The sequence below is a fragment of the Caldovatus aquaticus genome (assembly GCF_019458025.1).
GTDB classification, from domain to species: Bacteria; Pseudomonadota; Alphaproteobacteria; order Acetobacterales; family Acetobacteraceae; genus Caldovatus; species Caldovatus aquaticus.
Genome location: NZ_JAHZUY010000019.1, coordinates 1 through 23,748, shown reverse-complemented (window position 1 = coordinate 23,748; position 23,748 = coordinate 1). Strand labels below are relative to the sequence as shown.

Below are 23,748 nucleotides of genomic sequence, written 5' to 3'. Positions count from 1 at the left end.
CCGCATCCGTCCCTTCCCTTCCGCGTCCTGCCGGGACACACCCCTGCCCATAGCCGATAGGAGGCCGTCATGACCAGCCTGACCTACCGGGATGCCGGCGTGGACATCGATGCAGGTGATGCGTTGGTGGACGCAATCAAGCCGCTGGCGCGCACCACCGACCGCCCCGGAACGATGGGCGGCCTCGGCGGGTTCGGCGCGCTCTTCGACCTGCGCGCCGCCGGGCTGCGCGACCCGGTGCTGGTGTCCTCGACCGACGGGGTCGGCACCAAGCTGCGCCTCGCCATCGAGGCCGGCCGCCACGACACGGTGGGGGTGGACCTCGTCGCCATGTGCGTCAACGACATCGTGGTGCAGGGGGCGGAGCCGCTGTTCTTCCTCGACTACTTCGCCACCGGCCGGCTGCGCGTCGCGCAGGCGCGCGCGGTGATCGCCGGCATCGCCGAGGGCTGCCGCCAGGCGGGCTGCGCCCTGGTCGGCGGCGAGACCGCCGAGATGCCCGGCATGTACGCGGCCGAGGACTACGACCTCGCCGGCTTCGCCGTGGGCGCCGCGGAGCGCGACCGGCTGCTGCCGCGAAGCGACCTTGCGCCGGGCGATGCGGTGCTCGGCCTCGCCTCCTCCGGCGTGCACTCCAACGGCTTCTCGCTGGTGCGGCGGGTGCTGGCGCGGGCCGGGCTCCCCCCCGGCGCGCCCGCGCCCTTCGCCCCGGCCGCGACCGTCGCCGACGCGCTGCTCGCGCCGACGCGGATCTACGTGCGCGCCCTGCTCGCCCTGCACCGCCGCGGGCTGGTCAAGGCCGCCGCGCACATCACCGGCGGCGGCCTGCCGGGCAACCTGCCGCGCGTGCTGCCGGCAGGGATCGAGGCGGTGCTGGACGCCGCCGCCTGGCCGGTGCCCCCCGTGTTCGCCTGGCTCGCCGAGGCCGGCGACATCGCGCCCGGGGAGATGCTGCGCGTGTTCAACTGCGGCATCGGCATGGCCGTCGTGGTCGCCGAGGCCGACCGCGCCGAGGCGATCCGCCTCCTGGAGGCCGAGGGCGAGCGGGTGTTCGCCATCGGCCGGCTCCAGGCGGCCCCCGGCCCGGCGGCCCTGCGGATCGAGAACCTGCCGGACGGCTGGCCGCGGCGCGGCGGCGCATGAGCACCACCCCCCGCCGCCGCCGCGTCGCGGTGCTGATCTCCGGCCGCGGCTCCAACATGCGGGCGCTGGTCGCGGCGGCGCGCGATCCTGCCTATCCGGCCGAGATCGCGCTGGTGCTCTCCAACCGCGCCGACGCGCCGGGCCTCGCGCACGCCGAGGCGGAGGGCGTGCCGGTCGCGGTCGTCGAGAGCCGCCCCTTCCGCGGCGACCGCGAGGCGTTCGAGCGGGCGCTGGACGCCGCGCTCGCGCGCCACGGCATCGAGCTGGTCGCGCTCGCCGGCTTCCTGCGCGTGCTGACGCCCTGGTTCGTCGCGCGCTGGCAGGACCGGCTGGTGAACATCCACCCCTCGCTGCTGCCGGCCTTCCCCGGCCTCGACACCCACGCGCGCGCGCTCGCCGCCGGGGTTCGGCTGCACGGCTGCACGGTGCATCTCGTGCGCGCGGAGGTGGATGCCGGCCCGATCCTGGCGCAGGCCGCGGTCCCGGTGCTGGCCGAGGACACCCCGGAGACCCTGGCGGCGCGCGTGCTCGCGCAGGAGCACCGGATCTATCCGGCGGCGCTGGCCTGGCTCGCCGCCGGCCGGGTGCGGGTGGAAGGATCCCGCGCCGTGATCCTCGGCGCCTCGGGCCGGCCCGGCGCGGCGCTGGCGAGCCCCTTGCCGGAGTGGACGGGCCTGCCTAGAAGCGCCGACGATCCGCCCGAGGACTGACCGAGGACCCGATGGCCGCCGACGCGCACCACACGACCACCGCCGACGCCGCCCCGCCGGTGAGCATGGAGGAGCTGCTGGCCGAACGGCAGCAGTTCTGGAACCGCTTCTGCCGCTTCCTCGCCTGGACGGTCGCCGCCACGGCCACGGTCCTCGCCCTGATGGCGATCTTCCTCGTCTGAGCCTGCCGCGGCGGCGCCGGGCTCAGCCGACGATCTCGATCTCCGAGAAGAAGAAGGCGATCTCGCGCGCGGCGTTCTCCGGGCTGTCGGAGCCGTGCACCGAGTTCGCCTCGATGCTCTCCGCGAACTCCTTGCGGATCGTCCCGGGCGCGGCCTTGGCCGGGTCGGTGGCGCCCATGATCTCGCGGTTGCGCGCGACCGCGTCCGGGCCCTCGAGCACCTGCACCACGACCGGGCCGCTCGTCATGAAGGCGACGAGGCTGGCGAAGAAGGGCCGCTCCCGGTGCACGGCGTAGAATGCCTCGGCCTGCTCGCGCGTCAGGCGGATGCGCTTCTGGGCGACGATGCGCAGGCCCTGCTCCTCGAATTTCGCGTTGATCCGGCCGGTGAGGTTGCGGCGCGTCGCGTCCGGCTTGATGATCGAGAGGGTGCGCTCGATGGCCATGGGCGTTCCTTGCGTCTCGGGGAATGGCGGCGCGCCCGATAGGGGAGCGCGCCCCCCGAGGCAAGCCCCGCCGCGCCCCGCGACGCCCGCGCCCGGCCGGCCGGGGGCGGCAGGCTCGCCCGCGGCGGCGGCGCGCGCTATCGGGCCGGCATGACCGTGCTCGCCATCCGCGGCCTGACGGTGCGCATCGCCGGCCGCACCCTGCTCGACGGCGCCGACCTCGCCGTGGACCCGGGCCGCAAGATCGGCCTGGTCGGCCGCAACGGCGCCGGGAAGTCCACCCTGCTGCGCGCCATCGCCGGCGAGGTGCAGCCCGATGGCGGCGAGATCCGCCTCGCCGCCCGCGCCCGCCTCGGCTACGTGGCGCAGGAGGCGCCCGGCGGCGAGGCCAGCCTGCTCGAGACCGTCCTTGCCGCCGACGCGGAGCGCGCCGCCCTCCTCGCCGAGCTCGCGGCCGAGCCCGATGCCGCGCGCCTCGCCGAGATCCACGACCGCCTGATCGCCATCCGCGCCGACAGCGCCCCGGCGCGCGCCGCCGCCATCCTCTCCGGCCTCGGCTTCGACGCGGCGGCGCAGGCGCGCCCGATCGGCGCGTTCTCCGGCGGCTGGCGCATGCGCGTCGCCCTCGCCCGCGCCCTGTTCCTCGAGCCCGACCTGCTGCTGCTCGACGAGCCGACCAACCACCTCGACCTGGAGGCGGCGCTGTGGCTCGAGGGCTGGCTCGCGCGCTTCCCCGGCGCCGCCCTCCTCGTCTCGCACGACCGCGACCTGCTCGGCCGCGCGGTGGACGCGATCGCGCATCTCGACCGCGGCCGCATCGCCCTCTACCCCGGCGGCTTCGCCGAGTTCACCCGCATCCGCACCGAACGCCTCGCGCAGCAGAAGGCGCAGAACGAGCGCGTGGCCGCCGAACGCGCCCGCATCCAGGCGTTCGTGGACCGCTTCCGCGCAAAGGCGACCAAGGCGCGCCAGGCGCAGAGCCGGCTGAAGGCGCTCGCGCGCCTGCCGCCGATCGAGGCGGTGGTCGAGGACCAGCCGGTGCGCTTCGCCTTCCCCGAGCCGCCCGCGCTGCCGCCGCCCCTGATCGCCCTCACGCGCGCCGCCGCGGGCTACGACGGCCGCCCCGTGCTGCGGAACCTGGACCTGCGGCTCGACCAGGACGACCGCGTCGCGCTGCTCGGCGCCAACGGCAACGGCAAGTCCACCCTGGCGAAGCTGCTCGCCGGCCGCCTCGCGCCGCTGGCGGGCGAGGTGCGGCGCGCGCCGCGCCTCCGGGTCGGCTACTTCGCCCAGCACCAGGCGGAGGAGCTCGACCCCGCCGGCACGCCGCTCTCCCACATGCAGGCGGCGCTGCCGCAGGCGAGCGCGGAGCAGTGCCGCGCCCAGCTCGCCCGCTTCGGCCTCGACGCGGACCGGGCCGAGACCGCCGTCGCCGCGCTCTCGGGCGGGGAGAAGGCGCGGCTTCTGCTCGCCCTCTGCACGCGCGACGCGCCGCAGCTCCTCATCCTCGACGAGCCCTCCAACCACCTCGACCTCGACGCGCGCGAGGCGCTGGTGAAGGCGCTGGCGGAGTTCGGCGGCGCGGTGGTGCTGATCACCCACGACCCGCATCTGGTCGAGCTGGTCGCCGACCGGCTGTGGCTGGTGGCCGACGGCACCGTGCGGCCGTTCGAGGGCGACCTCGACGACTACCGCGCCCTGCTCGCCGAACGCGCGCGCGCCGCGGGCGAGGGCGCGGCGAAGCCGCACGCCGCGGCGCCGCCGACGCGCGCGGACGCGCGGCGCGACCGCGCCGAGACCCGCGCCGCGCAGGCGCCGCTCCGCGCCCGCGTGAAGGAGATCGAGGCGCGGCTCGACCGGCTGCACCGCGAGGCGGCGCTGATCGAGTCGAAGCTGGCCGACCCCGCCACCTATGCCCGCTTCAAGCCCGAGGACATCGCCTGGGCCGGCACCCGCCGCGCCGCCATCGCCAGGGAAGTGGAGGCGCTGGAGGCCGAGTGGCTGGAGCTGCAGGAGCGGCTGGAAGCGGCGTGAGCGGCGGCCCCGCCCCGGCTGCGGCCACCGGCCGGACCGTGCCGGCGGCGACGGCGCGAGGCCGGGCCGACGCTTCCCTGCGGCGGGAGGTGCGGGAGGGCGGGACCGGCGCCGCGGAACACGCCCCGCCCCGCTTGACCCGTCCTCGCGCCGTTGCGACCACGCCGCCCGAACCGTCAGGAAGGATCGCCATGCCTCTCACGCGCCGCGCCCTGATGACCGCCGGTCTTGCCCTGCCCGCCGCCCTGGCGGCGGCGCCGGCGCGCGCGCAGCCATCCGCCGCCGCGTCCTGGCCCTCGCGCCCCGTGCGCGTCGTCGTCGCCTACCCGCCGGGCGGCTCCACCGACGTGCTCGCGCGCACCATCGTGCCGCGCCTGCAGGAGCTGATCCCGGGCGCGACCTTCGTGGTCGAGAACCGCCCCGGCGGCGCCGCGGTGGTCGGCACCCAGGCGGTCGCGCAGGCCGCGCCGGACGGCCACACGCTCGCCCTCGGCAACAACCAGACGCATGCCGCCAACGCGGCGATGCTGCGCGGCCTGCCCTACGACCCGCTGGCGGATTTCGCGCCGGTCGGCCGGATCGCCGAAGTGCACCATGCGCTGGTGGTGCCGGCGAGCAGCCCGGCGCGCACGCTCCAGGACCTCGCCGCGCGCGGGAAGGGCGGCGGGCGGCTCGCCTATGCCTCCTCCGGCGTCGGCTCGGCGAGCCACGTCATCGCCGAGAGCTTCGTCCGGCGCGAGGGGCTCGCCGCCACGCACGTCCCCTACCGCGGCGGCGCGCAGGCGACGACCGACACCGTCGCGGGCGTGGTGGACTTCTTCGTCTCGACCTGGCCGCAGGTGGTGGCGCTGGTCAGGGACGGCCGGCTGCGCGCGCTCGGCATCGGCGCGCCGCAGCGGCTGCCCGACCTGCCGGAGGTGCCGACCTTCGCCGAGCTCGGCGCCGGCTACATGGCGGTGGACGCGTGGTTCGGCCTGTGGGCGCCGGCGCGCACGCCGGACGCCGTCGTCGCGCGCCTGGGCGCGACCCTGCTCCGCGTGCTCGCCGAGCCGGAGATCGTCGCCAGGCTGCAGCAGCAGGGCTTTGCCGCCGCGCCGCTGGACCCGGCCGCCTTCGCCGCCTTCCAGCGCGAGGAGGTCCGGCGCTGGGAGGAGCTGGTGGCGCTGACGGGTATCCGGCTCGAGGGCTGACCGGCGCCGCGGCAGTCGCGGTCCCTCTCCGGCGCGCCTGCGGCGCACGCGACGTTCGCCGTCCCCGACCTGCGGCTGCCCGGTTCCCCTCACGGAAACGCGAGTGAATTGCCGTCCGGCCCAGCCGCCACCTAGCTGGGGGCGAAAGGGCCCGCACCGGCGTGCGGACCGGCCGGCGGCCAGGCAACGGGACCCGAAGACCGGGAGGCGGCGGATGGCCCTGGGGCGTGGAACGGCGGCGGCGGTCGTCGCCGCGGTCGCGGCGGATCCAGGCTGCCGCGAGGTGATCGGCAGCGCGCTCGGGCGCATCGCGGGCCGCTTCGGCTGGGCGGGAGGCCTGCGGAACCTGGGCTTCATCGCCCGGAACGCCGCCGCCCTCCTCGGTGCGAGCTACGGCGCCTCGCTGATGGCGCGAGGCGGCTGGCCCGTCGAGGGCGGGCGGTTCTTCAACGAGGTCCGGAAGGAGACCGGCACCCTCTTCAGCCTCGGCACCACCGACGAACAGGCCCGCCTGGTCTGCACCGGCATCGCTGCCGCGACCGCAGCGGCGATCAACAAGGCGCTGCGCACCGCCAAGCCCGGCTCGAGCCTTGCCCTCGTCGCGCGCGCCGACAGCCACGACGGCAGGGGACGACGACGGCACACACCGCGACCGGAATCCGGATGCGAGACAAGTCGTTCTACGTCTTCGACTGGCACGCCACGCTGCAATCGGACAACCCGATGCTGCACGCTGCCGACGCCGCTTTCACCGCCGGTGACGGCGTCTTGTTCTCCGTCTTCAACGGCTTCCCCTGACGGCCGGCCGTCCCGCGCCGGGGCGGCGCGTCAGCGGATGCGCGGCCCCGTGCGCCGCGGCGCCGGCCCGCCGCCGCCATGCGGAGCCGGGGCGTGCGCCGCCGCCGGCTGCGGCTTCGCCGCCGCCCCCTCCGCCGCCTTCCGCGCCTGTTCGCGCAGATCGGCGATGGTGGCGCGGTGGGTGATCTGCTCCGGATCCATCACCACCTCGATGACCGCCGGCCGGCCGCTCGCCGCCGCGCGCTGGAAGGCGGGCACGAGGTCCTCGGTGCGCTCCACCGTCTCCCCGTGGCCGCCGAAGCTCTCGATGAACTTGGCGAAGTCCGGGTTGGTCAGCGCCGTGCCGGAGACGCGGCCCGGGTAGGTGCGCTCCTGGTGCATGCGGATGGTGCCGTACATCTGGTTGTTGAACACCAGGATGATCGGCGCGACCGCGTGGTGGAAGGCGGTCGCGATCTCCTGCCCGGTCATCAGGAAGCCGCCGTCGCCGACGAAGCAGACCACGGTGCGGTCGGGATGCACGATCTTCGCCCCGATCGCCGCCGGCACGCCGTAGCCCATCGCGCCGTTGGTCGGACCGAGGAAGTCCTGGCCCTCGGAGAGGTGCATGAAGCGCGTCGGCCAGGTCGCGAAATTGCCGGCGTCGGTGGTGAAGATCGTGTCGGGCGGCAGGACCTTCTCCAGCTCCTGCAGCGCCACGGCGAGGTTCATCCGCCCGCCGTACTCCGGCGCCCTGGCCTGGGCGAGCCGCGCCGCGCGCGCCTCCCGCGTCCAGGCCGACCAGGGCGGGTCGCTCACCGGCGGCGTCGCCCGCGCCGCCAGCGCGAAGGCGTTGAGGTCGGAGACGATGCCGAGCGCCGGCCGGTACACCCGCCCGATCTCGCCCTGCTCCGGATAGACGTGCACGATCGGCGTGCCGTGGCCGGCCATGTCGAGCAGCGTGTAGCCCTGGCTCACCGGCTCGCCGAGGCGGGTGCCGATGGCGAGGATCAGGTCCGCCTCCTTCGCCCGCGCCACCAGGCCGGGATCGGCGCCGACGCCGAGGTCGCCCGCGTAGTTCGGATGCGTCCCCGGGAACAGCCCCTGGCGGCGGAAGCTGACGGCGACGGGAAGGTCGTTGGCGACCAGGAACTCGCGGATCGCGGCGCGCCCCTCCGCCGTCCAGCGCGAGCCGCCGAGGATGGCGAGCGGCCGCTGCGCCTTGGCGAGCATCGTCATCAGCCGCGGCATCGCCTCCGGCGCCGGGTGCGGCGGCAGCACCGGCGCGGGGCCGATGTCCGGCACGCTCGCCAGCTCCTTCTGCATCTCCTCCGAGATCGCGACCACCACCGGTCCGGGGCGGCCGCTCACCGCGACGTCGAAGGCGTGCGCCATCAGTTCCGGGATGCGCCGGGCGTCGTCGATCTGCGTCACCCACTTGGCGAGCGGGGCGAACATCCGCCGGTAGTCCACCTCCTGGAAGGACTCGCGGTCGGTCTCGGCGAAGGGGATCTGGCCGACGATCAGCACCAGCGGCGTCGAATCCTGGAACGCGACGTGCACGCCGATGCTGGCGTGGCAGGCGCCGGGGCCGCGCGTGACGATCGCGACGCCGGGGCGGCCGGTGAGCTTGCCGTAGGCCTCGGCCATGTGCACCGCGCCCGCCTCGAACCGGCAGGTGACGAGCTGGATGCGGTTGCGCACCGCGTAGAGGCCGTCGAGCAGGTCGAGATAGCTCTCGCCCGGCACGCAGAAGGCGTGCGTCACGCCCTGCGCCACCAGCGCGTCGGCCAAGAGCTTGCCCCCTGGGCGCGGCGCGTGGTGCGCCCCTCCCCGCCTCGTCTCCGGCATGCGTTCACTCCCGCGAATGCGCGCGGACCCTAGAGCAGATCGCCGACGGCCGGAAGCGGCCGGGACGCGAATCGGCGCGACAGGCAGCGGCCCCGGCGTGCGGCGCGCGTCAGACCGCGCGCGGCGCGCCCGCCGCGGCCGCCGGTGCGGCGTCCCCGACCCGGACGCAGCGCGCCATCCGCCCCGGCGCCGGCCGGCGCGGCGCCGGCACGGCGGCGAGGCACGCCGGCTCGGCCTCGGCGCAGCGCGGCGCGAAGGCGCAGCCCTCCGGCAGCCGCTCGAGCGAGGGCGGCGCGCCGGGAATGGTGGTCAGGCGCGCACCGCGCAGCCCGGCGTGCACCGTCGCGCCCAGGAGGCCCCTGGCGTAGGGGTGCAGCGGCGCCGCCAGCAGCGCCCCGACCGGCCCCTCCTCCACCACCCGCCCGGCGTACATCACCGCCACCCGGTCGGCGATCTCGCCCGCCACGCCGAGGTCGTGGGTGACGAAGATCACCCCCATCCCGAGCTCCTCCTGCAGCCGGCGCAGCAGCAGCAGGATCTGGATCTGCACCGTGGCGTCGAGCGCCGTGGTCGGCTCGTCCGCGAGCAGCAGCCGCGGCCGGCAGGCGAGGGCGACGGCGATCATCGCCCGCTGCCGCAGCCCGCCCGAGAGCTCGTGCGGATAGGCGGAGAGCCGGCGCCTGGCCGAGGGGATCTGCACCAGCTCCAGCAGCTCGAGCGCGCGCGCCTCGGCCGCGGCGCGCGAGACCCCCTCGTGGCGCCGCACCGTCTCGGCGATCTGCCGGCCGATGGTGAAGACCGGGTCGAGCGCGGTCATCGGCTCCTGGAAGATCATCGAGACCACGCCGCCGCGGAAATCCGCGAGCCGGCGCTCGTCCATCGCCAGCACGTCCTGGCCGGCGACCTCGACGCTGCCCCCGACGCGGGCGGTGCGCGGCAGCAGGCGCATCAGCGCGCGCAGGCTGACCGACTTGCCGGAGCCGGACTCGCCGAGGATGCACAGCACCTCGCCCGCGGCGAGGTCGAGGTCCACGCCGTTCACCGCGCACACGGTCGCGTCGCGCGAGACGAAGCGCACCGTGAGGTCGCGCACCCGCACCAGCGGCGCGCCGTTCGCCGCGGGCCGCGCGGCCTCCCTCGCCGCCGCCGCGCCGCTCATGCCGCGAGCCTCCCGGCCCGGGAATGCCCGCTGCCCGGCAGCGCCATGTGGCACGCCGCCGCATGCCCGCCGCCGAGATCGGCCGCGGCCGGCGCGCGCTCGGCGCAGACCGGCTCGGCGAAGGGGCAGCGCGTGCGGAAGCGGCAGCCGGAGGGCGGGTTGACCGGGTTCGGCGGGTCCCCGGTCAGCGGCGGCTCGGTCCGCCGCCGCGCCGGGTCCATCGCGGGGCGCGAGGCGAGCAGCGCGCGCGTGTAGGGATGCGCCGGCCGCTCGTAGATCGCCTCGACCGGCCCCTCCTCCACCACCTTGCCGAGATACATCACCAGCACGCGGTCGGAGATCCACTGCACCACGTTGAGGTCGTGGCTGATGAACACGTAGGTCAGGCCGAAGCGCTCCTTGAGGTCGGCGAGCAGGTTCAGCACCTGCGCCTCGACGCTCTTGTCGAGCGCGGAGACCGGCTCGTCGAGGAGCACGAGGCGGGGGTTCAGCGCGAGCGCGCGCGCGATGTTGACGCGCTGGCGCTGGCCGCCCGAGAGCTCGTGCGGATAGCGGCGGGCGAACTGCGCGGGGTCGAGCCCGACCGCGGCGAGCAGCGCGTGCGCCCGCTCCCCGGCCTCGCGCGCGGGGACGCCGTGCACGCGCGGGGCGAAGGCGATGGTGTCCTCGATGGGGAGGCGCGGGTTGAGCGAGGCGTAGCTGTCCTGGAACACCATCTGCACCTGGCGGCGGTACTCCTTCAGGGCCATCCCGCCGCCGCTCGCGCCCACCGGCGCGCCGTCGAACGCCATGCCGCCGCCGTCCGGCTCGAGCAGGCGCATCAGGAGGCGCGCGGTGGTGGACTTGCCGCAGCCCGATTCGCCGACGATGCCGAGCGTCTCGCCCGCGCGCACGGCGAAGGAGACGCCGTCCACCGCCCGCACCGTGCCGACCGGCCGGCCGAGCAGGCCGCCGCGGATCGGGAAGTGCTTGACGAGGTCGCGCACCAGCAGGAGGGGCCGGGCCGGGCCGTTGCCGGGACCGGGGCGGTGATCGGTCGGGGTCTCGCTCATGCGGCCCAGCGGAGCAAACGCCGCGCCGGACGCGCAAGGGGGCAATTCCGCGCGGTTCGGCCTCCCGCCTGCGGGATCTGCCCGTCGCCTGGGCACCCTGCCCGGCGAATGGACAGCGCCGCGCTCCCGCTGCGTCCGCCCGGCCCGCCGCTCAGCCCGCCCCGCCCGCGGCGCGACCGGCCAGCTCGCGGATGATGGCGACGAACTCCGGGCTGTCCCACTCGGCCGCGCCCTCCAGCCGCGCGCGCTCCCGGCCCTCGCGGTCCAGCAGGATGCTGGTCGGCAGGCCGCGCACCCCCGCCTTGCGCGCCGCCGCGCCGCGCGGATCGAGCCAGACGCCGAGCCTGCGGATGCCGAGGCGACGATAGAACGCCTCGACCTGCTCCCGCCCGCCGCGGTCCGAGGACAGCGCCAGGACCACGATCCCGTCCCCGGCCAGCGCCTCCGCCAGCCGGTCGAGCGCGGGCATCTCGGCGACGCAGGGCGCGCACCAGGTCGCCCAGAAGTTCAGCAGCACCCCCTGGCCGGCGAAGCGGGCCAGGGTCTGCGGCGCGCCGTCCGCGTCGGTGAAGGCGAAGTCCGCGGGCAGGGGCCGCGGCGGGTCGGTCACGCGCAGCCGCTCGAGGCCCTGCGGGGCGGCGGCCCGGCCTTGCCGCGCCGGCAGCGCGACCGCTAGGGTCCCGGCGCCGCCCGCCAGGGCCAGGGCCGAGATCACCCCTCGGCGGGTCGGACGACGCAGCAGCACGGGAAGCACCTCCTCACGTGACCAGTCCGGACGCGACCCAAGGACGCGGCGAGAGCCTCGCCAACCCGCAATGGGGCGGCCGCTTCGCCGCCGGCCCCTCGGCCATCATGCGCGCGATCAACGCCTCGATCGGCTTCGACCGCAAGCTGTGGCGCCAGGACATCCGCGGCAGCCTCGCCCACGCCGCCATGCTGCGCCATGTGGGCCTGCTCTCCGCCGAGGAGGAGGAGGCGATCCGCCGCGGCCTCGAGGACATCGCGCGCCGCATCGAGGCCGGCACGTTCCCCTGGGACGAGGGCCTCGAGGACATCCACATGAACATCGAGGCGCGCCTCACCGAGGCGATCGGCGAGGCCGGCAAGCGCCTGCACACCGCGCGCAGCCGCAACGACCAGGTCGCCCTCGACCTCCGCCTCTGGGTGCGCGACGCCATTGACGGCCTCGCCGACCAGATCGAGGCGGTGATGCGCGCCCTCGTCGCCCGCGCCGAGGAGCACGCGGCGACGGTGATGCCGGGCTTCACCCACCTCCAGCCCGCCCAGCCGGTCACGCTCGGCCACCACCTGCTCGCCTATGTCGAGATGCTCGCGCGCGACCGCGGCCGCTTCCGCGACTGCCGCGCGCGGCTCGACGAGTGCCCGCTCGGCGCCGCGGCGCTGGCCGGCACCAGCTTCCCCATAGACCGCCACATGACGGCGGCCGCCCTCGGCTTCGCCGGCGGGCCGATGCGCAACAGCCTCGACGCCGTCGCCGCGCGCGACTTCGCCGCCGAGTTCCTGTTCGCCTGCGCCATGTGCGCCACCCACCTCTCGCGCTTCGCCGAGGAGCTGGTGCTCTGGACCAACCCCTATTTCGGCTTCGTCCGGCTCTCCGACGCCTTCACCACCGGCTCCTCGATCATGCCGCAGAAGCGCAACCCGGACGCGGCGGAGCTGGTGCGCGCCAAGACCGGGCGCGTCACCGGCGCCCTGGTCGGGCTGCTCACCGTGCTGAAGGGCCTCCCCCTCGCCTATTTCAAGGACCTGCAGGAGGACAAGGAGGGCGTCTTCGACGCCGCCGAGACCCTCGCCCTCTGCCTCGCCGCCGTCGAGGGCATGGTGCGCGACATGCGCCCGGACGTGGCGCGGCTCGCCGAGGCGGCCGGCGCCGGGTTCTCGACCGCGACCGACCTCGCCGACTGGCTGGTGCGCGTGCTCCGCATGCCGTTCCGCGACGCGCACCACGTCACCGGGCGCCTGGTGGCGATGGCGGAGGCCAAGGGCTGCGACCTCGCGGGCCTCACGCTCGCCGAGATGCAGAGCGTGGAGCCGCGCATCACCGCCGAGGTGTTCTCGGTGCTGACGGTCGCGGCCTCGGTCGCTTCGCGCACCTCCTACGGCGGCACGGCGCCGGCGAACGTCGCCCGCATGGCGGCGGAGTGGAAGGAGCGGCTGGCATGATGCCGACGACGCGCCGGCGCCGGGCGGCGGCGCTCGCGGCGGCGATGCTGCTGGCCACGGCCGCGACGCTGCTCGCCGCCTGCGGCCGCGTCGGCCCGGTGCGCCCGCCGGGGCCGCCCGAGCAGGTCACCTATCCGCGCACCTATCCGAGCCGGTAGCCGCGCCCCGCCCTCTCCCCCGTCAGCGCGGCCCGTCCGGCACCGGTCCGATCGTGCCGGCCGGGACGGCGCGGCCGCGCGCGCCGGCGCAGTCGTGCACCAGCAGGCTTTCCCCCGCCGCGCGGCGCTCGACGCCGAGGACCCGGCAGCCCGCGCCGGCGAGCAGCACCTCCGGCCGGTCCTGCTGATATCCGGCCAGCAGGAGCGGCGTGTGCGGCGGCAGCGGCCCGCGCAGCAGCGCCAGCGCGTGCCCGGCCGCACCGGATGCGGCGTGAAGCCGGCGCCGGTGGCGAAGGCGGCCACGCGGGCGTGCGCGGTCCACCCGCCGAGGTGATAGCCGAGCAGGAAGTGCACCGACTCCGGCCGCACCATCCCAGCCCCGCCCCGTCCCCGCAGGCAGCGGGCGGCGGTGAGCACCAGGCGCGGGCCGACCAGCGCCCCCGTGCAGCGCGCCCCGAGCTCCGTCTGCACCCGCCCGAGGGCGCGCCAGGGCGCGGCGCTCCGGTCGGCGACCGGCCGGCGCGGGTCCTCGGCGCCGATGCCCGGACGCGGCACGCCCGGCGACGCGCCGCGCGGATCCTGCGCCGTCGCCCGGCCGCCCGCGGCGATGGCGACGCACGGCGCGACGGGCGCGAGCCACGGCCTGAGGCGCCGCCACGCGCGGCGCGGGGCGCCGGCGGATGGCGCGCGCGGCGACTGCCGCCCGTCCCCGCCGCGCCGCCGGCCGGCCGCCCTCAACTGGTCGGCGGCGCCGGCGCCGGGCGGCAGCGCGACGGCCGCGGCGCGGGCGAGGGCGGGACAGGACCGCGCGGCGGATCGGGCTGCGGCTGCTGCGCCAGGGTCGGGGGACGCACCGCCGCCGCGGCGCCGGGCCGGACAGCGGCGGCTCCCGGCGCGGCGAAGACGAGCAGCGCGAGCGCCGCCGCGAACAGCGGCAGGCAGGAACGGGCCATGGCCTCCTCGTCCCTCCGGATGCGGCGTCAGGCTCGCGGCAGCGCCTCGCGCCGTCAATGCGGACGTACGCCGCCATGCCCGCCGGGCGCCCCATGCCCGCCCCCCGGCGCGGACGCCGCCGGGCCGCGCGCGCCCGCCGCCAGGACCTCCAGCTCCACGGTCAGGGTGCCGCCGCGTTCGAGCGTCAGGGTGACGGGCACGCGGTCCCCCTCGCGCAGCGGGCGCTGCAGGCCGATCAGCATGAGGTGCAGGCCGCCCGGGGCCAGCCGGACCTCCGCGCCGGGCGGCAGCTCGATCGCCGGCACCGGGCGCATGCGCAGCACGTCGCCCTCGCGGATGTGCGTGTGCAGCTCGACCGCACGGGCGAGGGGGGAACTCGCGGCGACGATGCGGTCCGGGGTTGCGCCGCGGTTGCGCAGCACCAGGAAGCCGGCGCCCGTCCCCCCCTGCGGCGCGGCGCGGCTCCAGGCGGCGGAGACCTCGATCGGCGGCGCGGTCTGGGCGCGCGGCGCGCGCCCCCACGTCGGCAGCGCGGCAGCGAGGCTGAGAACGAGTCGGCGGCGCATGGCGATCACCCTTCGGATTGCGGCCCGCGCACCTCGGCGTCCGGGACGGGCGGGCGGCGGGCCCGAAAGACGGGCCGGCCGGACGCCCCGCACGGCGGGGGCCAAAGGCTCACGCCGGCACGGGCACCCGCGCGGCGTGCGGCTCGAGCAATTGCTCGATCTGCGCCGGCTCCTCCCATTCGAGGCGCACCGTCAGCACCGTCACGCGCGCGCGGAAGGCCGGGGGGATGCGGACGAAGTCCTTGCGCGTGGTGACCGGGATCGCCCGCAGCGCCTCCGCCTCGGCGAGCAGGTCGCGCATGTCGCCGGCGTCGTAGGGATAATGGTCGGCGAAGGCGAGCCGGCCGGCGAGCACCGCCCCCGCCTCCTGGAGCGTGGCGAAGAAGCGGCGCGGATTGGCGATGCCGCAGAAGGCGAAGACCGGCTGGCCGGCGAGCGCCTCGGCCTCCGGCCCCGGCCGGAGGCGCGCCCGCAGAACCGGAAGGGTGGGCGGCAGTTGGGCGAGCGCGCCGCTCTCGTCCGCCCCGATCAGGATCGCTGCCCGGCAGCGCGCCGCCGCCGCCGCCACCGGCTCGCGCAGCGGCCCGGCGGGGATGACGCGGCCGTTGCCGAAACCGAAGCTGCCGTCCACGACGAGCAGCGAGAGGTCCTTCTCCAGCGTCGGGTTCTGCAGCCCGTCGTCCATCACGATCGCCTGCGCGCCGGCCGCGACCGCCGCCTGCGCGCCGGCGCCGCGGTCCGCGGCCACCCAGGTCGGGCGCTCGGCGGCGAGGAGCAGCGCCTCGTCGCCGACTGCGCGGCTGTCGTGCTGCGCCGGGTCCACGCGCACCGGCCCCTTGAGACGCCCGCCATAGCCGCGCAGCAGGAAGTGCACCGCCACGCCCCGGTTCGCCAGCCGCCGGCCGAGGTCGAGCGCGACCGTCGTCTTGCCCGAGCCGCCGGCGGTGGCGTTCCCGCAGCAGATCACCGGCACCGGCGCGCGCCAGCCGCGACGGGCGACGCGGCGCGCGGTCGCGGCCGCATACAGGCTGGCCAGCGGCGAGAGCAGCGTCGGCAGGATTCCCTTGCCGTCCCCGCCCCAGAACTCGGGGGCCCGCATGGGCTCGGTCAGTCCCTCTCCCTTTCCTGCGCCGCCGGGACCGGCCCCGACTCCGTCGCGACCGACGACGGTCGCGGCGACAGCAGCAGCGCCTCGGCGAGCGCCTCCGCCATGCGGGCCGGCAGGCCGGCCTGATCGGCGGCGACCGCGGCGGCAGCGGCCGTCATGGCCCGCGCGCGGTGAGGGTCCCTTAGCACGGCGGCCGCCTCGCGGGCCAGCGCGGTGGCGAGGTCCGCGCCCGGGGCGAGCTGCACCGCCCCGCCCGCCGCCACCAGCCGCGCCACCGGCTCGGCGAAGTTCCAGGTGTGCGGCCCGAGCAGGATCGGGCAGCCGAGCCGCGCCGGCTCCAGCGGGTTCTGCCCGCCGTGCCGGACCAGCGAGCCGCCGACCAGCGCGACCGAGGCGAGCCGGTAGAACAGGCCGAGCTCGCCCAGCGTGTCGGCGACATAGACCACCGTGCCCGGCCCCGGCTCCTGCCCCGCCGCGCGGCGCGCCACGCGCAGCCGCGGCGCCTCGGCGTCGCGGCCGACCAGCCCGTCGGCCTCCAGCGCCACCGCCTCCCCGCGCTGCGGATGGCGCGGCACGAGGATAGTCAGCAGCCGCGGATAGAGCGCGGCGAGGCGCTGATGCGCGACCAGGGCCAGCACCTCCTCTCCCGGATGGGTGCTGGCGGCGAGCAGGATCTCGCGCCCGGCCGTCAGCCGGCGCAGCCGCTCCAGTTCGGCCGGGTCGGCGGGAAGCGGGTCGGCGGCGTATTTCAGGTTCCCCCAGCAGGCCGCGCGCGGGGCGCCGAGCGCGGCGAGGCGCTCGGCATCGGCCTGCGACTGCGCCAGCACGAGGCGGAACCCGCCGAGCAGCGCGCGCGCCAGCCCCGGCGCGCCGCGCCCCCAGAGCCGGGCCGAGCGGGCGGAGAGCCGGGCGTTGACCAGGGCGAGCGGGATGCCGCGCGCGTGCGCCGCGGCGATCAGGTTCGGCCACAGCTCGCTCTCGACGAACACGCCGGCGTCGGGACGCCAGGAATCGAGGAAGCGCGCCGTCCAGGCCGGCACGTCGAGCGGCACGAAACGGTGCAGCAGCCGCGGCGCGAGCGCGGCCGGCAGGCGCTGCGCGAGCAGCCCGGCCGAGGTCACGGTGCCGGTCGTGACCAGGAAGGCGAGGTCGGGCAGCCGCGCGGCGAGCGCGTCCATCAGGCGCAGCACCGAGAGCGTCTCGCCGACGCTCGCCGCGTGGATCCAGAGCAGCCGCCCGGGCGGGCGCGGCCCGCCCGCGACACCGCGACGCTCCGCCAGGCGCTCGGCGATCTCGCGGCCGGCGCGGGCGCGGCGGCGGAGATAGAAGGGCAGCAGCGGCGCGGCCAGCGTCCCGGCCGCCCGCCACAGGAGCGCGGCGGGCCCGGTCATCGCCGCCGCCCGCCGCGGCGCGCGGAGCGCGCGACAACGTCCCGGGCCGCCCGTCCGCCCCCCTGGCCCGGCCGCGGCACGGCGGCCGGGCTCACGGCAGGACGCTCCGCCAGGGCGTGGCCGGATGCGCCACCGGATCGGCGACGGCGGCATCGGCGACGTCGCAGGCGGCGGTCAGCGCCGCCGCGATGGCCGGCAACGCCCGCTCCGGCGCGTCGCGCGGCACCGCGATCGGCGCGCCGATCGCGAGCACGCCACGGCCGAAGGGCAGCGGGAACACCATGCGGTCCCAGGTGCGGGCGAGGATGCGCCGGGCCGAGGTCGCCGCCGCGACCGGCAGGACCGGCACGCCGCAGACCGCGGCGAGCTGCGCCACGCCCGGCGCCGCCACGCGGCGCGGGCCGCGCGGCCCGTCCGGCGTGATGGCGACGATCTCGCCCGCGCGGAGGGCGCGCACCAGCGCGCGCGCGCCGGCGGCGGCGCCGCGCGAGGACGATCCGTGCACCGTCGCGAGGCCGAACCGCCGGACCGCCGCGCCAATGAAGCGGCCGTCGCGATGGCGCGAGACCAGCACGTGCGGCCGGATGCCCGCCCCGGGAAACAGGCGGCGCGCCAGCACCGCGAAGGCGGGGACCACCGCCAGGCGCTCGTGCCAGAAGGCGATCACGACCGGGGTGCGGCAGCGGAGGAAGGGCAGGCCGTGCCCCCCGCCCACCACGGACCAGCGCGTGGTCCGGATCACCAGGGCGAGATAGTGGCCGAGCAGCCAGGCGAGCATCGCCTGGACCGCGGGAAGGCGGGTCAGCCGCCGGAGCATCGGGGGCGATTCATCACGCGGCCCCTGCCCTAGCACGCCCCGCGCGGCGACGAAACGGGCTCGCTCGCGGAAATGTGAGGCGAGGCGGCGGCGCGGCGATCGCCGCCGGCGGTCGGGGCGGCCGCGGCGAACCGGCGCGGCGCGGGCGGTTCAGCGCGAGAGGCCGGACCGGTCCGCACCGCCCGCCACGGGGCCGGGGGCGCACGGCCGCAGGGGCGCCGCGGGCCCTGCCGCACGGCCGCGCCTCGGCCCGGTGGCCCAGCCCGCAGCCCCGGCCGGCGCCGCCCCCGCCCGGCTAGAGCCGTTTCCGCTCGGCCGGGCTCGCGGCAACGGCGCCGGCGCATCGTCTGTCGAGCGGATCCACGCTCCCGGCTGTCCCCGGCCGTCCGCGATCCGCTCTGGGCGCCGCCCGCCGCGCGAGGAACCTCATCGTGCGCCAGCCGGTGCCGCGTCCACCACCTGCAGGCAGGCGGTCACCTCGTCGTTCCAGCGCTCCGCGCGCAGGTGCCCGCACAGGTGCAGCGGCACGCGGTCCCCGGCGAGCAGGAGCTGCGCCAGCGGGCCATCCTTGGCGCGGAAGGTGATGGTCTTGAGCCGCCCGCCCCCCTCGCCCTCGACGATCGCGCGCACCGTCGCGCCCTCGCGCCCGACGCGGTCGGCGCGCACCACGCGGGCGCGGGCGATGGCGAAGACCGGCTCCTCGTTGCCCGGGCCGAAGGGGGCGAGGCGCTCCACCTCCCGCGCCAGGTCGGCGGTGGCGGCGGGCACGCCGAGCGCGCCCTCGACCAGCAGATCGGCCGCCGCCGGCAGGGCGGCGGCGTGGGCGAGCCGCTCGCTGAGGAAGGCGTGCACCGCCTCCTGCCGCTCGGCGAGATAGGAGAAGCCGGCGGCCATGGCGTGGCCGCCGCCGGTCTCGAGCAGCCCCGCCTGGCGCGCCGCGATCACCGCCGCGCCGAGATCCACCCCCGGCACCGACCGTCCCGAGCCCTTGGCGATGCCGCCCGCAAGGCCGGCCACGCAGGCGGGGCGGTTGAACCGCTCGCGCAGCCGGCCGGCGACGATGCCGACGACGCCGGGATGCCAGCCCGCGCCGCAGACCAGCAGCACCGGCCGGCCCGCCTCCGCCTGGCGCTCCGCCTCGGCGAAGGCGGCGCCGAGCACCTCGCCCTCGACCTCCTGGCGGCGGCGGTTCACCGCATCGAGCCGCTCGGCCATGGCGCGCGCCTCGACCGGATCGTCGCAGAGCAGGAGGCGCAGGCCGAGATCGGGCTCGGCGATGCGGCCGGAGGCGTTGATGCGCGGGCCGAGCACGAAGCCGAGGGTGTGCGCGGTCGGCGCGTCGCGGCTGCCCGCCACCTCGAGCAGCGCGGCGATGCCGGGCCGCTCGCGCCGCGCCATCACCTTCAGCCCCTGCGCGACGAGGGCGCGGTTGAGGCCGGTCAGCGGCATCACGTCGCACACCGTCGCCAGCGCCACGAGGTCGAGCAGGCCGAGCAGGTTCGGCTCGCCCATGCGCGCGAACCAGCCGGCGCGGCGCAGGCTGCGCACCGTCGCGACCGCGGCGAGGAAGGCGACCGTCGCGGCGCAGACGTGGCGGAGGCCGGAGCGGCAGTCGAGCCGGTTCGGGTTCACCGCGGCGAGGACGGGCGGCGGCGGCCCCTCCGCCTTGTGGTGGTCGAGCACCACCACGTCGGCGCGCCCGCGCGCCGCCTCCAGCGCCGCGTGGGCGGCGATGCCGCAGTCCACGCAGACGATCAGGGTCGCGCCCGCGTCGCACAGCGCGGCGATGGCGGGCGCGTTGGGGCCGTAGCCCTCCTTCAGCCGGTCGGGGACGTAGGGCAGCACCTCGCAGCCGAGGTCGCGCAGGAAGCCCACGATCAGCGCGCCGGCGCAGGCGCCGTCCACGTCGTAGTCGCCGAACACCGCGACCCGCTCGCCCGCGCGCACCGCCCGCGCCAGGCGGTCGGCAGCGGCGTCCATGTCGGCGAGCGAGGAGGGGTCGGGCAGCAGGACGCGCAGCGTCGGCTCGAGGAAGTGCCCGGCGTCCTCGACGCCGACGCCGCGGCCGGCGAGCAGCCGCCCGACCACCTCGGCGACACCGAGGCGCTGCGCGATGCCGAGCCCGGTGCGCGCGTCGCCGAGGCGCCAGACCCAGCGCCGCCCGGTGACGCTGCGGGCGACGCCGAGCACGGGCGCGGCCGCGTCGAGGCCGTCCATCACGCGCCGCCCCCCGCGCGCCGCGGCGCGCCGCCGGCCGCGGCCGGGCCTTCCGCCCCTGCGCCGGGCGCCATGGCGGCGCTCACGAGACGAAGGCGCGCGGCTTGGTGGCGAAGTTGTGGTGCCCCTCGATGTAGCGCACCGTCCCCGACTTCGAGCGCATGACGATGGAATGCGTGATCGCGCCGCCCGCGAAGCGCCGCACGCCGCGCAGCATCGCGCCCGTGGTGACGCCGGTGGCGGCGAACATCACCTCGCCGCGCGCCATGTCCTCGAGCTCGTACTTGCGGTTCGGGTCGGTGATGCCCATCGCGCGGGCGCGCGCGATCTGCTCCTCGTTCTCGAACAGCAGCCGGCCCTGCATCTGCCCGCCGATGCAGCGCAGCGCCGCCGCCGCCAGCACCCCCTCCGGCGCGCCGCCGGAGCCGAGATACATGTCCACCCCCGTCTCCGGCTGCGAGACCGCGACCACGCCGGCGACGTCGCCGTCGGGGATCAGCATGATGCGCGCCCCGGCGGCGCGGATGGCGCGGATCTTCTCCTTGTGCCGGTCGCGGTCGAGCAGGCAGACGACCAGGTCCGAGATGTCGGTCTTCTTGGCCTTGGCAAGCTCGCGCAGGTTCCTCTCCGGCGTCTCGTCGAGGTCCACCACGCCCGGCGGCAGGCCGGGGCCGACCGCGATCTTGTCCATGTAGATGTCGGGCGCGTGCAGGAAGCCGCCCTTCGGCGCGAGCGCCACCACGGCCATCGCGTTCGGCCCGCCCTTCGCCGTGATCGAGGTGCCCTCGAGCGGGTCCACGGCGATGTCCACCTCCGGCCCGCCGAGGCCGATCTTCTCGCCGATGTAGAGCATCGGCGCCTCGTCCATCTCGCCCTCGCCGATCACCACGGTGCCGCTGATCGCGACCGTGTCGAAGGCGCGGCGCATCGCGTCCACCGCGGCGCCGTCGGCGGCGTTCTTGTCGCCGCGGCCCATCCAGCGGCTCGCGGCCAGCGCCGCGGCCTCGGTCACCCGCACCAGCTCGAGGGCGAGGTTGCGATCCACCACCATGCCGGGCGGCGGGGCGCCGGCGTCGTTCGTCTCGGCCATGGCTGCGTCCTCCGAATCGGGGCGCAGACTAGCGCGGAACGGCCCGGAGGCGGGAGCCTACAAAGGCTCGATTCGGATCAGGACCGGCTTCTCCAGCACCGCGTCGAGCGCGGCGATGCGCCGCAGCGCCTCGCGCATCGCCGCCTCCTCGGTGTCGTGGGTCACCAGCACCACCGGCACCGCCTCGCCCGGGGCGCGGCCGCGCTGCAGCATGGATTCCAGGCTGATCTGCAGGTCGCGCAGCACCCCGGTCACGTCGGCGATCACGCCCGGGCGATCCACCACCATCAGGCGCAGGTAGTAGGCGCCGACATGGCGCTCCATCGGCACCGCGGGCGTCGTGTCCAGCGCGCCGTTGGCGGCGCCCCAGACCGGGGTGTGCCGCCCGCGCGCGAGGTCGATCAGGTCGGCGACCACCGCGCTCGCGGTCGGGCGGGCGCCGGCGCCCCGCCCCTCGATCACGATGCGCCCGACGAAGTCGCCCTCCGCCACCACGGCGTTGAACACCCCGTCCACCCGCGCGATCGGCGCCGCCGCCGGCACCATGCAGGGATGGACGCGGGTGGAGATGCCGCCCTCCTCGCGCCTCGCGATGCCGAGCAGCTTGATCCGGTAGCCCAGCTCCTCGGCCAGCGCGATGTCGAGCGCCGAGATCTCGCGGATGCCCTCGACATGCACCGCGGCGAGGTCCACCGGCCGGCCGAAGGCGAGCGCGGCGAGGATCGCGAGCTTGTGCGCCGCGTCCACCCCGTCGATGTCGAAGGAGGGGTCGGCCTCGGCGTAGCCGAGCCGCTGCGCCTCCGCGAGCGCCTCGGCGAATTCGCGCCGGTGCTCGCGCATCGTGGTCAGGATGTAGTTGCAGGTGCCGTTGAGGATGCCGGCGACGTGCCGGATGCGGTTCGCCGCCAGCCCCTCGCGCAGCAGCTTGATTGCCGGGATGCCGCCGGCCACCGCGGCCTCGAAGGCGATCGGCACGCCGCGCGCCTCGGCGAGCCCGGCGATCGCCGCGCCGTGCACCGCGAGCAGCGCCTTGTTCGCCGTGACCACCGGCTTGCCGGCGCGCAAGGCGGCCTCGACCAGGGCGCGGGCCGGGCCCTCGCTGCCGCCGATCAGCTCCACCACCACGTCCACGCCCGGGTCGGCGGCGAGCGCCACCGGGTCCTCGTACCAGCGCAGGCCGGCGAGCGGCACGCCGCGGTCCTTGGCGCGGTCGCGGGCGGAGACGGCGGTGACGGCGATCGGCCGCCCGGCGCGCGCGGCGATCAGCGGCGCGTTCTCGCGCAGCAGCGCGAGGACCCCGGCGCCGACCGTGCCCAGGCCGGCGACCGCGACGGCGAGCGGGCGGGTCATGCGTCGGTGAGTTCCCGCTGCGGCGCCTCGGCGGGTCCCGCGTTGTCGCCGGCGAGGAAGGCGCGGATGCCGCGCAGCGCCTGGCGGATGCGCTGCGTGTTCTCGACCAGCGCGATGCGGACGTGCTCGTCGCCGTGCTCGCCGAAGCCGAGGCCCGGGGAGACGGCGACCTTCGCGCGGGCGAGCAGCAGCTTGGCGAACTCGACGCTGCCGAGGTGGCGGAAGCGCTCCGGGATCGGCGCCCAGACGAACATGCTGCCCTCCGGCGCCGGCACCTCCCAGCCGGCCTGGCGCAGCCCCTTCACCAGCACGTCGCGCCGCTCGCGGTAGAGCCTGCGCATCTGCTCGACGCAATCCTGCGGCCCGTTGAGCGCAGCGGCGGCGGCGACCTGAATCGGGGTGAAGGCGCCGTAGTCGAGGTAGCTCTTCACCCGCGCCAGCGCCGCGATCAGGCGCGGATTGCCGGCGGCGAAGCCGATGCGCCAGCCCGGCATGTTGTAGGTCTTGGACATGGAGGTGAACTCCACCGTCACCTCCTTCGCCCCCGGCACCTGCAGCACCGAGGGCGGCACGCGGTCGCCGAAGTAGAGCTCGGCGTAGGCGAGGTCGGAGAGGATGAACAGCTCGTGCCGGCGGCAGAAGGCGACGAGCTCCTTGTAGAAGTCGAGGTCGGCGAGCAGCGCGGTCGGGTTGGAGGGGAAGTTGACGATCACCGCCGTCGGCTTCGGCACCGAATGGCGCACCGCGCGGTCCATCGCCCGCAGCATCGCCTCGTCGGGCGTGCAGGGCAGCGAGCGCACCGAGGCGCCGGCGATGATGAAGCCGAACTGGTGGATCGGGTAGGAGGGGTTCGGCACCAGGATGGTATCGCCCGGCGAGGCGATCGCCTGCGCCAGGTTCGCCAGCCCCTCCTTCGAGCCGAGGGTGGCCACGACCTCCGTCTCCGGGTCGAGCGTGACGCCGAAGCGGCGCGCGTAGTAGCCGGCGAGCGCCTTGCGCAGCCCGGGGATGCCCTTCGAGACGGAGTAGCGGTGCGTGCGCGGGTCCTGCACCGCCTCGACCAGCTTGGCGACGACGTGCGGCGGCGTCGGGCTGTCCGGGTTCCCCATGCCGAGATCGATGATGTCCTCGCCGGCGGCGCGCGCCCTCGCCTTGGCGGCGTTCACCTCGGCGAAGACGTAGGGCGGCAGGCGGCGGATGCGGTGGAATTCCTCGGTCATCGGGCAGGGCTCACGGCGATGGGACGCCGACCATACCGCGGAGCGTCATCCGCCGCGAGGCGGGGCGAGCAGATCGGGCGGCGGCGGAGGCGGCGGCGCGGCGCCGGGGGCGAGCAGGTCGCGCGGCGGCGGGGGCGGGGCGGCGGCGGG

At 76.7% G+C, this 23,748-nt stretch carries 23 protein-coding genes; 8 read left to right on the top strand and 15 right to left on the bottom strand.

The window, feature by feature from the left end:
- Positions 1–69: 69 nt before the first annotated feature.
- The 3 genes from purM to K1J50_RS09220 are packed head-to-tail and all read left to right on the top strand — an operon-like array spanning position 70 to position 2,035.
- Complete coding sequence (gene purM, locus K1J50_RS09230) at positions 70–1,143, top strand: phosphoribosylformylglycinamidine cyclo-ligase (RefSeq protein ID WP_220117421.1); 1,074 nt, start codon at positions 70–72, stop codon at positions 1,141–1,143.
- Positions 1,140–1,853, top strand: a complete 714-nt coding sequence (gene purN / locus K1J50_RS09225) for a phosphoribosylglycinamide formyltransferase (RefSeq protein WP_220117420.1) — start codon at positions 1,140–1,142, stop codon at positions 1,851–1,853. Before purM ends, purN begins: the two co-directional genes overlap by 4 nt.
- A gap of 11 nt (positions 1,854–1,864) precedes the next feature.
- Positions 1,865–2,035: a hypothetical protein gene (locus K1J50_RS09220; protein WP_220117419.1), complete on the top strand. Its 171-nt coding sequence runs from the start codon at positions 1,865–1,867 to the stop codon at positions 2,033–2,035.
- A 22-nt stretch (positions 2,036–2,057) separates the two neighbouring features.
- Here K1J50_RS09220 and ndk read toward each other — a convergent pair whose 3' ends face one another.
- Positions 2,058–2,480 carry a nucleoside-diphosphate kinase gene (ndk, locus tag K1J50_RS09215; RefSeq protein ID WP_220117418.1) on the bottom strand — a complete coding sequence of 141 codons (423 nt, stop codon included), beginning with the start codon at positions 2,478–2,480 and terminating at the stop codon, positions 2,058–2,060.
- Between the two features lie 150 nt (positions 2,481–2,630).
- Here ndk and K1J50_RS09210 point away from each other — a divergent pair, with 150 nt between their 5' ends.
- The 3 genes from K1J50_RS09210 to K1J50_RS19090 all read left to right on the top strand — a co-directional run bounded on the left by K1J50_RS09210 (position 2,631) and on the right by K1J50_RS19090 (position 6,502).
- Positions 2,631–4,514: an ABC-F family ATP-binding cassette domain-containing protein gene (locus K1J50_RS09210; protein ID WP_220117417.1), complete on the top strand. Its 1,884-nt coding sequence runs from the start codon at positions 2,631–2,633 to the stop codon at positions 4,512–4,514.
- Between the two features lie 191 nt (positions 4,515–4,705).
- On the top strand, positions 4,706–5,704 hold the full coding sequence (locus K1J50_RS09205) for a Bug family tripartite tricarboxylate transporter substrate binding protein (protein WP_255575122.1): 999 nt from the start codon (positions 4,706–4,708) through the stop codon (positions 5,702–5,704).
- A gap of 663 nt (positions 5,705–6,367) precedes the next feature.
- The gene (locus K1J50_RS19090) at positions 6,368–6,502 is read left to right on the top strand and encodes a hypothetical protein (protein WP_255575121.1); all 135 of its coding nucleotides are present in this window, start codon (positions 6,368–6,370) and stop codon (positions 6,500–6,502) included.
- Between the two features lie 30 nt (positions 6,503–6,532).
- Here the strand turns inward: K1J50_RS19090 and K1J50_RS09200 are convergent, their stop codons facing one another.
- The 4 genes from K1J50_RS09200 to K1J50_RS09185 all read right to left on the bottom strand — a co-directional run bounded on the left by K1J50_RS09200 (position 6,533) and on the right by K1J50_RS09185 (position 11,288).
- The gene (locus K1J50_RS09200) at positions 6,533–8,332 is read right to left on the bottom strand and encodes a thiamine pyrophosphate-binding protein (RefSeq protein WP_220117416.1); all 1,800 of its coding nucleotides are present in this window, start codon (positions 8,330–8,332) and stop codon (positions 6,533–6,535) included.
- A 109-nt stretch (positions 8,333–8,441) separates the two neighbouring features.
- Positions 8,442–9,491 carry an ABC transporter ATP-binding protein gene (locus tag K1J50_RS09195; protein ID WP_220117415.1) on the bottom strand — a complete coding sequence of 350 codons (1,050 nt, stop codon included), beginning with the start codon at positions 9,489–9,491 and terminating at the stop codon, positions 8,442–8,444.
- On the bottom strand, positions 9,488–10,543 hold the full coding sequence (locus tag K1J50_RS09190) for an ABC transporter ATP-binding protein (protein ID WP_220117414.1): 1,056 nt from the start codon (positions 10,541–10,543) through the stop codon (positions 9,488–9,490). The genes K1J50_RS09195 and K1J50_RS09190 overlap by 4 nt, the downstream gene beginning before the upstream one ends.
- Positions 10,544–10,694: 151 nt before the next feature.
- Positions 10,695–11,288 (bottom strand): TlpA disulfide reductase family protein, encoded by a 594-nt coding sequence (locus K1J50_RS09185; protein WP_369413562.1) that lies wholly within the window; start codon positions 11,286–11,288, stop codon positions 10,695–10,697.
- Positions 11,289–11,305: 17 nt separating this feature from the next.
- Here K1J50_RS09185 and argH point away from each other — a divergent pair, with 17 nt between their 5' ends.
- Together argH and K1J50_RS19085 are read left to right on the top strand one after the other, a co-directional pair.
- Positions 11,306–12,727, top strand: a complete 1,422-nt coding sequence (gene argH, locus K1J50_RS09180) for an argininosuccinate lyase (protein WP_369413561.1) — start codon at positions 11,306–11,308, stop codon at positions 12,725–12,727.
- A complete protein-coding gene (locus K1J50_RS19085) occupies positions 12,724–12,885 on the top strand; it encodes a hypothetical protein (RefSeq protein ID WP_255575133.1) in 162 nt (53 codons plus the stop codon). Before argH ends, K1J50_RS19085 begins: the two co-directional genes overlap by 4 nt.
- Positions 12,886–12,907: 22 nt before the next feature.
- On the opposite strand, the gene K1J50_RS19080 is transcribed toward K1J50_RS19085, so the two are convergent.
- From K1J50_RS19080 to K1J50_RS09130, 10 genes are all read right to left on the bottom strand, one after another.
- Positions 12,908–13,054 (bottom strand): hypothetical protein, encoded by a 147-nt coding sequence (locus K1J50_RS19080; RefSeq protein ID WP_255575120.1) that lies wholly within the window; start codon positions 13,052–13,054, stop codon positions 12,908–12,910.
- A gap of 565 nt (positions 13,055–13,619) precedes the next feature.
- Entirely contained in the window at positions 13,620–13,838 is a 219-nt protein-coding gene (locus tag K1J50_RS19430; RefSeq protein WP_220117412.1) for a hypothetical protein, read from the bottom strand.
- Positions 13,839–13,892: 54 nt separating this feature from the next.
- Positions 13,893–14,405 (bottom strand): copper chaperone PCu(A)C, encoded by a 513-nt coding sequence (locus K1J50_RS09165; protein WP_220117411.1) that lies wholly within the window; start codon positions 14,403–14,405, stop codon positions 13,893–13,895.
- A 109-nt stretch (positions 14,406–14,514) separates the two neighbouring features.
- Complete coding sequence (gene lpxK, locus K1J50_RS09160; RefSeq protein WP_220117410.1) at positions 14,515–15,504, bottom strand: tetraacyldisaccharide 4'-kinase; 990 nt, start codon at positions 15,502–15,504, stop codon at positions 14,515–14,517.
- Positions 15,505–15,512: 8 nt separating this feature from the next.
- Positions 15,513–16,904, bottom strand: coding sequence for a 3-deoxy-D-manno-octulosonic acid transferase (locus K1J50_RS09155; RefSeq protein WP_220117409.1), 1,392 nt, complete (start codon positions 16,902–16,904; stop codon positions 15,513–15,515).
- A 91-nt stretch (positions 16,905–16,995) separates the two neighbouring features.
- Positions 16,996–17,721 carry a lysophospholipid acyltransferase family protein gene (locus tag K1J50_RS09150; protein ID WP_220117408.1) on the bottom strand — a complete coding sequence of 242 codons (726 nt, stop codon included), beginning with the start codon at positions 17,719–17,721 and terminating at the stop codon, positions 16,996–16,998.
- A gap of 426 nt (positions 17,722–18,147) precedes the next feature.
- Positions 18,148–19,938, bottom strand: a complete 1,791-nt coding sequence (gene recJ, locus K1J50_RS09145) for a single-stranded-DNA-specific exonuclease RecJ (protein ID WP_220117407.1) — start codon at positions 19,936–19,938, stop codon at positions 18,148–18,150.
- 82 nt (positions 19,939–20,020) lie between these two features.
- Positions 20,021–21,028, bottom strand: coding sequence for a class II fructose-bisphosphatase (gene glpX, locus K1J50_RS09140; protein WP_255575119.1), 1,008 nt, complete (start codon positions 21,026–21,028; stop codon positions 20,021–20,023).
- Between the two features lie 57 nt (positions 21,029–21,085).
- Complete coding sequence (locus K1J50_RS09135; RefSeq protein WP_220117406.1) at positions 21,086–22,378, bottom strand: homoserine dehydrogenase; 1,293 nt, start codon at positions 22,376–22,378, stop codon at positions 21,086–21,088.
- Positions 22,375–23,598, bottom strand: a complete 1,224-nt coding sequence (locus tag K1J50_RS09130) for an LL-diaminopimelate aminotransferase (RefSeq protein ID WP_220117405.1) — start codon at positions 23,596–23,598, stop codon at positions 22,375–22,377. The genes K1J50_RS09135 and K1J50_RS09130 overlap by 4 nt, the downstream gene beginning before the upstream one ends.
- Between the last annotated feature and the right edge of the window lie 150 nt (positions 23,599–23,748).

Excerpts from the sequence above, each read along its gene's own strand:
- purM (WP_220117421.1), top strand. The coding sequence starts at position 70 with ATGACCAGCCTGACCTACCGGGATGCCGGCGTGGACATCGATGCAGGT.
- purN (WP_220117420.1), top strand. The coding sequence starts at position 1,140 with ATGAGCACCACCCCCCGCCGCCGCCGCGTCGCGGTGCTGATCTCCGGC.
- K1J50_RS09220 (WP_220117419.1), top strand. The coding sequence starts at position 1,865 with ATGGCCGCCGACGCGCACCACACGACCACCGCCGACGCCGCCCCGCCG.
- ndk (WP_220117418.1), bottom strand. The coding sequence starts at position 2,480 with ATGGCCATCGAGCGCACCCTCTCGATCATCAAGCCGGACGCGACGCGC.
- K1J50_RS09210 (WP_220117417.1), top strand. The coding sequence starts at position 2,631 with ATGACCGTGCTCGCCATCCGCGGCCTGACGGTGCGCATCGCCGGCCGC.
- K1J50_RS09205 (WP_255575122.1), top strand. The coding sequence starts at position 4,706 with ATGCCTCTCACGCGCCGCGCCCTGATGACCGCCGGTCTTGCCCTGCCC.
- K1J50_RS19090 (WP_255575121.1), top strand. The coding sequence starts at position 6,368 with ATGCGAGACAAGTCGTTCTACGTCTTCGACTGGCACGCCACGCTGCAA.
- K1J50_RS09200 (WP_220117416.1), bottom strand. The coding sequence starts at position 8,332 with ATGCCGGAGACGAGGCGGGGAGGGGCGCACCACGCGCCGCGCCCAGGG.
- K1J50_RS09195 (WP_220117415.1), bottom strand. The coding sequence starts at position 9,491 with ATGAGCGGCGCGGCGGCGGCGAGGGAGGCCGCGCGGCCCGCGGCGAAC.
- K1J50_RS09190 (WP_220117414.1), bottom strand. The coding sequence starts at position 10,543 with ATGAGCGAGACCCCGACCGATCACCGCCCCGGTCCCGGCAACGGCCCG.
- K1J50_RS19085 (WP_255575133.1), top strand. The coding sequence starts at position 12,724 with ATGATGCCGACGACGCGCCGGCGCCGGGCGGCGGCGCTCGCGGCGGCG.
- K1J50_RS19430 (WP_220117412.1), bottom strand. The coding sequence starts at position 13,838 with ATGGCCCGTTCCTGCCTGCCGCTGTTCGCGGCGGCGCTCGCGCTGCTC.
- K1J50_RS09165 (WP_220117411.1), bottom strand. The coding sequence starts at position 14,405 with ATGCGCCGCCGACTCGTTCTCAGCCTCGCTGCCGCGCTGCCGACGTGG.
- lpxK (WP_220117410.1), bottom strand. The coding sequence starts at position 15,504 with ATGCGGGCCCCCGAGTTCTGGGGCGGGGACGGCAAGGGAATCCTGCCG.
- K1J50_RS09155 (WP_220117409.1), bottom strand. The coding sequence starts at position 16,904 with ATGACCGGGCCCGCCGCGCTCCTGTGGCGGGCGGCCGGGACGCTGGCC.
- K1J50_RS09150 (WP_220117408.1), bottom strand. The coding sequence starts at position 17,721 with ATGCTCCGGCGGCTGACCCGCCTTCCCGCGGTCCAGGCGATGCTCGCC.
- recJ (WP_220117407.1), bottom strand. The coding sequence starts at position 19,938 with ATGGACGGCCTCGACGCGGCCGCGCCCGTGCTCGGCGTCGCCCGCAGC.
- glpX (WP_255575119.1), bottom strand. The coding sequence starts at position 21,028 with ATGGCCGAGACGAACGACGCCGGCGCCCCGCCGCCCGGCATGGTGGTG.
- K1J50_RS09135 (WP_220117406.1), bottom strand. The coding sequence starts at position 22,378 with ATGACCCGCCCGCTCGCCGTCGCGGTCGCCGGCCTGGGCACGGTCGGC.
- K1J50_RS09130 (WP_220117405.1), bottom strand. The coding sequence starts at position 23,598 with ATGACCGAGGAATTCCACCGCATCCGCCGCCTGCCGCCCTACGTCTTC.